Below are 11,216 nucleotides of genomic sequence, written 5' to 3' on the forward strand. Positions count from 1 at the left end.
GTGTCAGTCTGTGGAGCGACCGTAAGACCAGAACAGAGTAAATCTGTTAAGGCTGGTGCGAAATCCCCTAGGGGACGGAAGCAGAAACCTAAGTCGTGAGTCTTAGGAATCCCCGTGCGTTTACGCCGGGGTGGATGTCAATGTTAGCTGTAAACCATCATGCGGGAAATCTGCCAGAGCGTGGAAACCATATTTGAACGGCTGTTAGACGAACTCAAAAAGTCCACTCGCGCGTCAGAGCAGAACTGCCAAGATGTAGCAGGGCGACTCGCAGCAGAAGTCAACAGGATATGCACTGAAAGCCAGCGGATTCAAGCCTCCGGAGATATAGAAGGTTCAGCCCAGAGCCTCGCTCAGCACCGCTTGCAACAATGCCTGCATTATTACAATTTAGGCTCCGGGCCCGGGCGAGTAGAATTGCACAGTACCCTCAGCGCGATCGTCTATCGCTACATCACTCCTCCGCAGGTGCAGTCTAGCTATCAGGCGCGAGTAGAACTGATCAAAGATTTTTTGCAAGGATTTTATCTCGAAGCTTTAAAGGCATTCCGGCGCGAAACCCAACTACCAGCCACCTATAGTCCCCGGACTCGCTTAGAACTAGCAGAGTACATGGCCTTTGTAGAGCGCTTCGGCAAGCGGCGCATTCCTTTGCCTCGGAACCGCAGCCAGCAACTAATTATTTTACGGGCCCAAACCTTTTCCCAGCAGCAGCCCAAAGAAACCTCCGTAGATATGGAACAAGCCGCCGACGGAGGGGCTTCAGATTCCGACCAAACTTGGAACGACACCTCGGTGCACTCGGTGCGGGAAGCGATGGCCGGACAGGGTTCGGCGGCAATTCGTCCGCTAGGCGACGAGTCAGAATCTCTGCGGCAAAACGTGATTGATGAATTAGTGGGTTACTTGAAAGAGCGCAATCAACAAGACTGCGCCGATTACTTCGTGCTGCGCTTGCAAGACTTGCCGACTAATGAAATAGAGTCGCTTTTGGGCATAACTCCCCGCCAAAGAGACTATTTGCAGCAGCGCTTCAAGTACCATTTGCTCAGGTTCGCCATGTCGCACCGGTGGGAACTCGTTCACCAGTGGCTGGAAGCAGACTTAGACCGCAATCTGGGTTTGCTGCCTTCTCAGTGGCAGGTTTTTGGCGAGCAAATTGGTCCAGAGGGACAGCGTTTGCTAAAGTTGAAACAACAAGGTCTGTCAGAGCCAGCGATCGCGCAAACCCTCGGCAGCACGGTAGCCCAGGTACAGAAACGGTGGTTTAAATTGCTGGAACTTGCCTGGGAATTACGAAATCGTTCAGATTCCGGAGAAGGGGCATCTAGTGATGAATAACGAAACGAACAGGGATGCAGAGGCTTTCGAGCGTCATTTTTTAGACTGGATGTTACAGGCGCCAATCGCCAATGCCTCTAGCGAAGATGAGGAAAACCTCAATCCGCCCCCTAGCTCAGAAGAGTGGGGCGCTACAGAAGAGAATTCCGGGGTGGAATACTGGGAATGGGACGAACCAGACCCGCTGGACTATCAAGTGGGGGCGCACAGCAATGCACCCGCACAACCGCAGACAATTGGAGAAATACCGACCGTGCAAGACCGTTTTCAGACCTTGTTAAAACAGAGGCTTAGAGCCGAAATTGAATCCAACCCGCCGCTGTTCCCCTGGGAAACAGAATTCAAAAGCTACGACCACGATTATCCAGACGATGTAGCCCCGCAATGGGTTCCCCCCCTGCACCTCTGGACTCCCCAACTACAAAATATCAGGTGGGGCCGCCTGCCAATTCCGATCGCCCAAGGGGTTTTTGCTCAACTGCTAGAACCTTGTCAGGAACTGGTAATGTCGTCGCTGCGGGAAGGCTCGAAGTTAGTTCGCGCTGTAGATGGCTTGTTTCCGGGCCAGTCTCAGGAACTCAACGAATTAGCTGGTTTAGTGCTCAGAGGTTCTTTGCGGGGACTTCTAGATTTAGAAGATTTCCCGACTTACGAAGCGGCGAGTACCGATCAACAAATGGTGCTGTCGTTGTTGGCCGCCAAGGAAATCATGGAGTCTCTAACTTTGGATTGTCCTGTGAATCAGCCGCCGGTTTCGCGGCAGTGGCTGACTGGTTTGGGTTCGCTGACTCTGGAGGCTCAATACCTGTCGAACCGCAACAGAGAACAGCCAATGCCGTGTTTAAGAGTTGAGTGCCAATTTCCCGGGGCAGGAAGTTTGGAACTCAAGGGAGGAGATGCCGAAGCAACTGCACATCGTCCGAGTTCCGGGCATTTAAGTGTGGAGTTGTTTGACCCACAACCTGACAAGACTTATGCCCTAGAAGTTCGATTCCAAAACTTCGAGACCCGACCTTTGATGTTTGCTATTCGTCCAATTTTGGCAGGACAAGAGAGCAACTAGAAAGGTCTATTTAGAGTAAATAATTTAGGTTTTTACTCTGTGGTTTGACCTCACACAAAAACAAATGCAATTCCTCGACTTCTGTCGTCGTGGAAAGCAAAAAAAATTAGATATTAGTTCAAGCCCCCAGATTCATCTGTGAAGTTAATCTGTGGATTCAATCTAAAATCTAATGACAGAGAAATAAGATTTAGATATTAGTTAAAACCCAGATTGCATCTGTGGATTCAATCTAAAATCTAAAATCTAAAATCTAAAATCGTTGGATGGGTGCACATGACAACTGATAACCTGCGAAATATACCTGTTTTGGGTAAACTGTGGGAGCAGATAGAGGCCATGCCTCCGCCGGTGATTGAGGATTCTTTACTGCTGCGAATCCTAGTTCAGTTGTTGGTAATTGTGGGAATTGTAGCTACTGACGTTGCTGCTGAAGAAGCCCTGAACCTGTGGGCTGTGCCTGTTAGTATTGTGGGAGCAACTTGGAGTTGGTACCGCCGCCGCGATCGCAATGTAGCTGCTAAGTTCTGCATAGCTATTGGAATGCTGGTGGCCCTGTTCGCTTTTTTTAGCCGCTTGGTGGGAGAATTGAATGATACGCGGTTAGTTTTGGCGCAACTGTTAATCCAACTTCAAGTGCTGCACAGCTTCGATTTGCCCCGCCGCAAGGATTTGGGCTATTCGATAGTCATCGGGCTGATTCTGTTAAGCGTAGCAGCGACTCTCAGTCAAACGCTGACTTTTGGGCCGCTGCTGGTGGTGTTTTTGGCTTTAGCGCTTCCAACTTTGGTGTTGGATTATCGATCGCGCTTGGGACTCTCAAAGGTAGAAGATAGAAAGCATTCGGTAGAAGGTAAAGAGAAAAACAAGAACTGGTCGTTATTTAGGGCTACTTTGTCTCCCAAATATTTTGGTTGGCTGCTGCTGATAACTGTCGGGTTGGGGCTGACTATTTTTGCGTTTTTGCCGCGCCTCCCTGGCTATCAGTTGCGGACTTTTCCGGTGAGTGCTCCTATTGAATATCAGGGGGAGTTTGACTCGCGCAGCATTCTGAATCCGGGCTATGTCAGAGGGGGAAACCAAGAAGGGGCTGGCGGAGGGAAAGGGCGAAACCCAGAGAAAGGGCCAGGAGAGGTGGACTCTACTTTTTATTACGGTTTCAACCAGCGCATTAATCAAAATTTGCGGGGGGAAATGAAACCTCAAGTGGTGATGCGGGTGCGATCGCAGGCTGCGGGTTTTTGGCGAGTATTAGGCTTTGACAAATACACTGGTCAGGGTTGGGAAATTTCTCGCAACGAACAAGCTGAAAAGGTGAATAGACCTAGGTGGTCTTATCAATTTTATCTGAATCCTTTTCCAAATGCGCCTCGCACTCAAGAGGTGATTCAAAGTTATACTATTGTTGCTCAGTTGCCGAATTTGATTCCGGCTTTAAACAAGCCGAAGGAACTTTACTTTCCGACGACCGAGGTGGCGGTTGATGCGGAGGGGGGTTTGCGATCGCCTGTGGAATTGCGAGAGGGTTTGACTTATACGGTGATTTCTAATGTACCTTTTCGCGAGCGCTCTTTGTTGGGGAAAACTGGTACTAAATACCCGAAAAATATTCGCAAGTTCTATTTGGATGTGCCGCCGGAAATTGCCCAGAAGGTGCGAGAAAAAACTGAAGAAATCTTGGCTGCAAGAACTAGAGTATCTCAGTCGGACAGACCGATCGATTCTCCTTACGAAAAAGCTTTGTATTTGGCTCAATATTTAAAGCAAAATCCGAATTACAAAATAGAAAAAGCTTTGCCTTACTTAGAAGAAGGTGAAGATTTAGTCGAGGCTTTTCTGTTTGGCTACAAAAACACCCAGGGCGGCAAAAAAGTTACAGGTGGATATGGAGACCACTTTTCGACGGTATTGACAATTATGCTGAGGTCGATCGGGATTCCGGCCCGGCTGGCTGGCGGTTTCGATACGGGAGAATTCAACCCGTTTACTGGTTACTATGTTGTGAAAAATACTGACGCTTTTTTGATGACGGAGGTATATTTTCCCAATAACGGCTGGTTTGCTTTTAATCCGATTCCCGGTTATCCGCTGATTCCGGCTTCGGTGGAAGAAAACCAGACTTTTAGTGCGCTGGAATCGTTTTGGAAGTGGATCGCGGGTTGGCTACCGACTCCTGTCAGAAGCGGGCTGGATTCAGTTATAGGTTTTCTAATTGGCTGGATAAGTTTGATTGTGGGCTGGTTTCTGGGACAGTTTTCTAGGGGTTGGGTGGGGTTATTTACTGGTTTGATTGCTGCGATCGCCTTTGGCTTTATTGGCTGGTTAATTTGGCAAGTATGGCGCAAGTGGCGCCACCGCCGCTGGCTGGCGAAGTTGCCGCCGGTGGAGGGGGTTTATCAGGAAATGCTGAAGGATTTGGCGAGTAGGGGTTTTGCCAAGCAGAAAGCTCAAACGCCTTTGGAGTATGCTGAGGCAATCCGCGGTAATCATGCAACTGATGAAGCTGAGGTGATTGATGAAGTTTCGCAAGCTTACGTGCGCTGGAAGTATGGCGGCGAAGCGGGTAATTTGAACCAGTTGCGGGGGTTGGTGGAAAATTTGAGGCGATCGCACTTGAAGAAACTCAAAAAGTTAAGATAAAAATCGGCGATCGAAATAGCTTCTACACAAATAGGAGTTATATCAAATCCGTTAGCATCGTCCTGTATTCATCTCTCTGTTCTCGAACTCTGCGTTCTCTGCGTACTCTGTGGTTAAATCATTCCAATGCAACCGGAATTGATATTACGCATAAAAACCAAAGAAACCGGGTTTTTTGCCCGGTTAAAGGGCTGTAACGCGTCTTCTGGGCAAAAACTTGGTTTCTGGGCTCCCATGCGTAATATCAAATCCGGTGGCATCGGAATTGATATTACCCACCGTCAGGACACCGCGCCGTGCTGGGTATATAAGTATTCTGTTTTTTTATTTACTGTGCCTATCGACTCGGGAGTTCGACACCGAATTTTTGAGCTAAATCGGTGACATCGTTGGTAAAACCTGTCATGTTTGCGATCGGAGAACCAATACTCGCCGCGATCGCTAAAATAGCACCCAATTTTTTCGCAATGAGTTTCAGATTGCGCTTTTCTTCGGGTTTCTTTAGTTGTTCTTCCACGTTGCCAATTTCCATCAACACTTCTTCGCGATCGTCTTCGGGGAATTGTGCCGCGGTTTCACGCATCGACGAAATCAGTTGCAGAAGTTCGGCGGTATTGGCGTTATTGTTTTGATTGAATGTATTGTTGCTAACTTGGGCGTTTTCGCTGCCGATCACACCAGACATTGGGCCGCTGAAGTGGGTGATGGGTTTGTTGGAAGAATCTTGAGTCATTTTATTTCCTAAGTCAAAATATAAGTTGTTTACAGTTTGCTGAGATGTAGAATAATCTACCGCAGGCGATCGATCGATTCCAGGGACTTTCTCTGGGGAATAGTCGGGAAAATCCTCGATTAAGCCCCGCACCTGGACTTCTTCATATGATGGCGGTTTTCCACATTCCACTGTGTACTTGCCATTTGCCAAACGGCGGCGCAAATCATCAAAGGCATAGGAATAGGGATTTTGGCTACCTTTGCATTGGGAACAATTGCAGGGAATTAATTCTTGGTATTTGAGGCGCTTATCGTAAGTATCATGAATTTCCCGGAGTTTGTGACGAATGCTATTTAGGAGATAGTTTTTCGGGGTTCCAGATACGCGGATGCGGATTTCTCGTTGATGATAATTCTCGATGACTTCAGCTTTGGCGTAGTTGTCGGCGAGGAGAACGCCGTCACGCCAGACAATATCCCCACTAGCCGCACCTGAAGAGGGAGCGATATTCGGGCGGCAAATCAAGCGGTGCATCTCCACAATCAGCCTGGTGATGATGCCTTTGGGCATAAACTCATATTTGTAGCGCACTATCAGGTTGTCGTTGTCGTCCCAGTCATACTTTGGTGCTTCCAGGGGGAGCAGTTGCGGGGCGATGTAGTGTCCCCGTTGGCCGGGGATTGGGTAGCAAATTTTGAAGTTTTCCATGAGCTCAAGTAGCTCATCGTGGAGGCATTGGTATTGTCTATCGATCCAGATTTCGCTGAGGTTTTCGTCCGTGAAGTATCCACAATGGGCGATAACTTGTTCGTTATCGGTGACTTTGTAGACGGCGTTGGTTGCCCATTCGGGACGCAGGATGACCCAGTTGAGGAGGATAGATTTTTTCTTGTCAGCATTTGTTTGAAAGTGGAGGATAATACCCAAGTCGTGCAAATACTTGCTCAGACTAAGCATGGCCTGTTTGTCGGATTTGTCGAAGCCGTGGGTGGCGCAGATGTCGTAGAACTCAGAGACTTCGATGTGGGTTTTGCGTCGGGCGTAGTTTTCCAGGACGTGGCGGACTTTTGCCCAGTGTTTGGGGATGGGCGTACTGATGTGATCGAGGGTGGTGATGCGGTTTTGTAGGGCGCGCTGGAGGGTTTCGAGTCCGCGATTGTCGGCGAGGTTGGTGGTGAGGGGTTTTTCTATTAGGTTGTCAAAGTCACGGCGCAGTTGGGAAACGTTGATTTCGCAGCGACGGTCTTGTTTTTCGTTCTGGACGAGGAAGACGGGACTGCTGTTGCTGAGGAGTTCGATGATGTTCAACCAGTAGCAGAGGTTGGGGTTTTCGCGGCGGTTATCGACGAGGAGGATATAGAGGGAACGTTCGGTGAGGAAAAATTGGTGCGTGGCGTGGTAGATTTCCTGTCCGCCGAAGTCCCAGATGTGGACGCGGAATGGTTTGCCGTTGGCTTGTGGGAATTTCCAGCGGATGACATCGATGCCTTCGGTGGAGGGTTCTCGTTCTTTGAGTTCGTAGTTGGGGTTGAGGAGTTTGTTTGCAAGGGTGGTTTTTCCCGCTTCGCCTTCGCCGACAATCAAAAGTTTGGCTTCGTTGAGTTCTTCGGTATCGTTGGGGTTGCGGGTTTGCAAGTAGAAGTCGAGGATGGTACGCAAATCGCCAGGATCTTCATAGAATTCCTTTCCGCCCAGGATTTCCGGTGGAATTGGCATCGGATTACCCCGCAAATCTAGTTTTTTCAGCTTCTCCATGTTGCAGATCGCCTCTGGGATGGAGGTAATCTGATTGCTACGGAGGTCAAGCCGTGTCAGATTGGACAGTGGCCCGAGCGCTTCTGGGATGGAGGTAATCTGATTGCTATTGAGGTAAAGCTTTGTCAGATTGGAGAGTTGCCCGATCGCCTCTGGGATGGAGGTAATCTGATTGTTATCGAGGTCAAGCCGTGTCAGATTGGACAGTTGCCCGAGCGCCTCTGGGATGGAGGTAATCTGATTGCTATTGAGGTAAAGGTGTGTCAGATGCGACAGTTGCCCGAGATTCTCTGGGATTTGGGTAATCTGATTGCGACTGAGGTCAAGCCCTGTCAGATTCAACAGTTGCCCGAGCGCTTCTGGGATTGCGGTAATCTGATTGCCACCGAGGTCAAGCTGTGTCAGATTCGACAGTTGCCCGAGCGCTTCTGGGATAGCTGTAATCTGATTGCCACTGAGGTAAAGCTGTGTCAGATTCGACAGTTGCCCGAGCTCCTCTGGGATGGAGGTAATCTGATTTCTATCGAGGTCAAACCGTGTCAGATTCGACAGTTGCCCGAGCTCCTCTGGGATGGAGGTAATCTGATTTCTATCGAGGTCAAGCCATGTCAGATTCGACAGTTGCCCGAGCTCCTCTGGGATGGAGGTAATCTGATTTCTATCGAGGTCAAGCCGTGTCAGATTCGACAGTTGCCCGAGATCCTCTGGGATGGAGGTAATGTGATTGCTATTGAGGTAAAGGTGTGTCAGATTGGACAGTTGCCCGATCGCTTCTGGGATAGCTGTAATCTGATTGCAACAGAGGTTAAGTATTTTTAAGTTGGTTAATTGAAGAACAGCATCAGGAAACTCAGTTAACTTATTCCCAACCCATCCTCTTTTCTCTTCATCGAGCTTCCCCAACACCAACGTTTCAAGCTGCGTGCACTTGCCAATCTCCCCCGGCAATTCCTCCAAGTCCAGCCCCGACAAATCCAGTTGGGTCAATTTTTCCTCGGCTGCCCGGTGAATTCGCCGCACTGCTTCCTCTCGCGTCATGCCCTTTATCTCTCGGTAGGATTCAGTTTATTGTGACAGGATTTTTTGTTGGGTGGGGAAAGGCAGCAGCAATCAGGACACGGCAGGAATCAGGACACGACGCGGTGCCGTTTCCCGAAAATTAATCGGGCGATGGTTACATCTCTCATCGAGTGCGATCGCCCGGAACCCTCGCCCGTGCTACGATTATTTTGGAGTAGGGAAACGGCATTGCCCATAGGTGTCAACTTAAGACTTCCATCCTTGATAAATATCGGTTTTACCTGAGTCTAGATCCCCCTAAATCCCCCTTAAGAAGGGGGACTTTGAGAAGACTCCAGTCCCCCCCTTATTAAGGGGGGTTAGGGGGGATCTAGACTCCGATACAAACAAGAGAGACGGTCGATTTGACGTTAAGTTGACACCAATGGACATTGCCCTGTCCAGAGTTGCCTACGCACCAAAACCAAAGAAACCGGGTTTTTTCCCTTTTCTACGGCCCTAACGCCTATTCTGGGCAAAAACCCGGTTTCTGGCCACGCGCGCATCATCTGATGGCATTGCCCAATTTTCACTTTTAATACAGCCTCACCCTTTCAATCATCGGTTTGATGAGCAACAATCAGGCGATCGATTTCTTCGTGATGGCGATCGTAATAACGCCAAACATTCTCTCTTCTCGAAATCTGGCACAAGAAGCACTAGCTGACAGTGAAGCCGAAGGATTTGGACTATGAAAAGATTGCTGAGAGCCAGGAAGTGCGAGGAATAAACTGTGAGTTGCTGTTGTGCTGCATTAATCTGGTTAATCATCTTGATGCTATCAAAACTTTTCAGCAAGCACTCAAGAACGATTAAAATAACTAACGGTTTTAAACTCAGATTGAGTATCAAGCCACATAAAAAACACGCCCCCGACCATAGGCTGGGGTTGTGTGTTTTACAAGAAAAATTTTAAGTGCGGATAAAAGGACTTGAACCTTCACTCCTCTCGGAACCAGAACCTAAATCTGGCGCGTCTGCCAATTCCGCCATATCCGCATTTTTGCACTTAAATACTATAGCACACAACAGAGCGATCGGTCAATCGATTTTAGATTTTAGATTTTAGATTTTAGATTGAAGAAACGGATCCACTAATAATTCCGGGGGTTTTTACCAAGCCTGCTTTGAGTCAACACTCAACAGTCAACACTCAACAGTCAACCGCCAACTTCTACATTGATCGCTCGATTTTAGATTTTAGATTTTAGATTTTAGATTGAAGAAAGCGACCCACTGATAATTCCGCAGGCTGAGGACTAAATGGCTCGATCGCTCAACATCGAGAAACCCGGTCATTTTTGGACACCGGGTTCAATGATGAGTTATAGCCACAGCAATTTTCCGTATTTTTTCACTCGTCACTTACTTTTGGCCCAGCGCTTTCCAGGTTGTTTCGTCCACCATGCCGTTAGCCGCCAAACCCTTATCCTCCTGAAAGCTCTTGACAGCCGTAGCAGTGCGAGCGCCAAAAATGCCGTCGATCGGGCCTGGAGCGTAACCCTGTATTTCCAAACGCACCTGCAGCGTCTTCACCTTGGAACCGACAGCGCCTTTATTTAGAACAGTTGGAGGATTTCCCGGAACACCAGCATTGCTCAGAATTGGAGCATTGCTCTGCAAAGTTTCAGGACTTGGCGCCGGATCTGCTGCTAAAGCTGTCCAAGTTTCTTTGTCCACAATGCCGTCTGGCTTCAACCCCTTAGACTGCTGAAACGCACTCACAGCCGATGTGGTGCGAGCTCCATAGGAACCGTCGATCGTCCCCACCTTGAAACTGTGCACCTGCAAGCGCTGCTGTATGGCGGCAACTTCTGGCCCGTCAGCTCCCGCCGAGATAGTTTTTTCCTTTTTCACTGGCGCCTGCTCGCCTGCGTAAAAAGGCTTGTTAAACATATCTCCTTGGGAATTTTCCTGGGGCGATGCTGACGCACCCGCATCGGCGGGATTCGTAAAGTCTCTGCGGTACTGTTCCTGCACAAAGGGTTTGGACTCGAAAGCAGCAGTTGCCTTTCGCGTCAACGCAGGAACGAGCAGAGCTATCAAGCTGAAAATCGTAACAGTAGTCACACGCATAAATTTCGTCCTGTGAGTGAGGTTTGACAAGGTTTCCCTCTTTTCAAGTTTCTAAATCTTATTGTATTACCCGGACTGCTTTCTGAGACATATAGCAGAAGGAAGAAGGAAGTTCGGCAACGGATTATGTAACGGATGTAACGGATGTAACGGATGTCAGGAAGAAGGAAGAAGGAAGTTCGGCAACGGATTATGTAACGGATGTAATGGATGTAGATGTCAGGAAGAAGAAAGAAGCAAGAAGGAAGTTCGGCAACGGATTATGTAACGGATGTAACGGATGTAACGGATGTAGATGTCAGGAAGAAGGAAGTTCGGCAACGGATTATGTAACGGATGTAACGGATGTAGATGTCAGGAAGAAGAAAGAAGCAAGAAGGAAGTTCGGCAACGGATTATGTAACGGATGTAACGGATGTAACGGATGTAAGCTGTTCGACATCTAAACTGCATTAACTAAGTTACCTTTATTTTTTATTTTTCGGTTCCATTTCATAATTAGTCCTCCTTCATTTAACAGTTTATGTAACAGTGCTTCTAGTTTTTCAATGGATTCAAATAATCTAT

Annotated in this window: 7 protein-coding genes and 1 tRNA gene; 5 read left to right on the forward strand and 3 right to left on the reverse strand. The window is 48.4% G+C overall.

Features of this window, described 5'->3' with window-relative positions; genetic code table 11:
* Positions 1-159 precede the first annotated feature (159 nt).
* The 3 genes from hetZ to ACUVJL_RS25205 all read left to right on the forward strand — a co-directional run bounded on the left by hetZ (position 160) and on the right by ACUVJL_RS25205 (position 5,044).
* Positions 160-1,341 carry a heterocyst differentiation protein HetZ gene (gene hetZ / locus ACUVJL_RS25195; protein ID WP_445248337.1) on the forward strand — a complete coding sequence of 394 codons (1,182 nt, stop codon included), beginning with the start codon at positions 160-162 and terminating at the stop codon, positions 1,339-1,341.
* Entirely contained in the window at positions 1,334-2,404 is a 1,071-nt protein-coding gene (locus tag ACUVJL_RS25200) for a hypothetical protein (protein WP_445248338.1), read from the forward strand. Before hetZ ends, ACUVJL_RS25200 begins: the two co-directional genes overlap by 8 nt.
* A 276-nt stretch (positions 2,405-2,680) precedes the next feature.
* Positions 2,681-5,044, forward strand: a complete 2,364-nt coding sequence (locus ACUVJL_RS25205) for a transglutaminaseTgpA domain-containing protein (protein ID WP_445248339.1) — start codon at positions 2,681-2,683, stop codon at positions 5,042-5,044.
* A gap of 337 nt (positions 5,045-5,381) precedes the next feature.
* Here ACUVJL_RS25205 and ACUVJL_RS25210 read toward each other — a convergent pair whose 3' ends face one another.
* Positions 5,382-8,552, reverse strand: coding sequence for a leucine-rich repeat domain-containing protein (locus ACUVJL_RS25210; RefSeq protein ID WP_445248340.1), 3,171 nt, complete (start codon positions 8,550-8,552; stop codon positions 5,382-5,384).
* A gap of 590 nt (positions 8,553-9,142) precedes the next feature.
* On the opposite strand from ACUVJL_RS25210, the gene ACUVJL_RS25215 reads away from it, so the two are divergent.
* Positions 9,143-9,268: a hypothetical protein gene (locus ACUVJL_RS25215; protein ID WP_333300723.1), complete on the forward strand. Its 126-nt coding sequence runs from the start codon at positions 9,143-9,145 to the stop codon at positions 9,266-9,268.
* Positions 9,269-9,490: 222 nt separating this feature from the next.
* Here ACUVJL_RS25215 and ACUVJL_RS25220 read toward each other — a convergent pair.
* Both ACUVJL_RS25220 and ACUVJL_RS25225 read right to left on the reverse strand, forming a co-directional pair.
* A tRNA-Leu gene (locus ACUVJL_RS25220) sits at positions 9,491-9,572 on the reverse strand.
* Positions 9,573-9,938: 366 nt separating this feature from the next.
* On the reverse strand, positions 9,939-10,649 hold the full coding sequence (locus ACUVJL_RS25225) for a peptidoglycan-binding domain-containing protein (protein WP_445248341.1): 711 nt from the start codon (positions 10,647-10,649) through the stop codon (positions 9,939-9,941).
* A 206-nt stretch (positions 10,650-10,855) separates the two neighbouring features.
* Between ACUVJL_RS25225 and ACUVJL_RS25230 the strand changes: the two genes are divergently transcribed.
* Complete coding sequence (locus ACUVJL_RS25230) at positions 10,856-11,095, forward strand: hypothetical protein (RefSeq protein ID WP_445248342.1); 240 nt, start codon at positions 10,856-10,858, stop codon at positions 11,093-11,095.
* Positions 11,096-11,216: the final 121 nt, after the last annotated feature.

It is taken from the genome of Microcoleus sp. OTE_8_concoct_300 (assembly GCF_031383065.1).
Lineage (GTDB): Bacteria > Cyanobacteriota > Cyanobacteriia > Cyanobacteriales > Microcoleaceae > Microcoleus.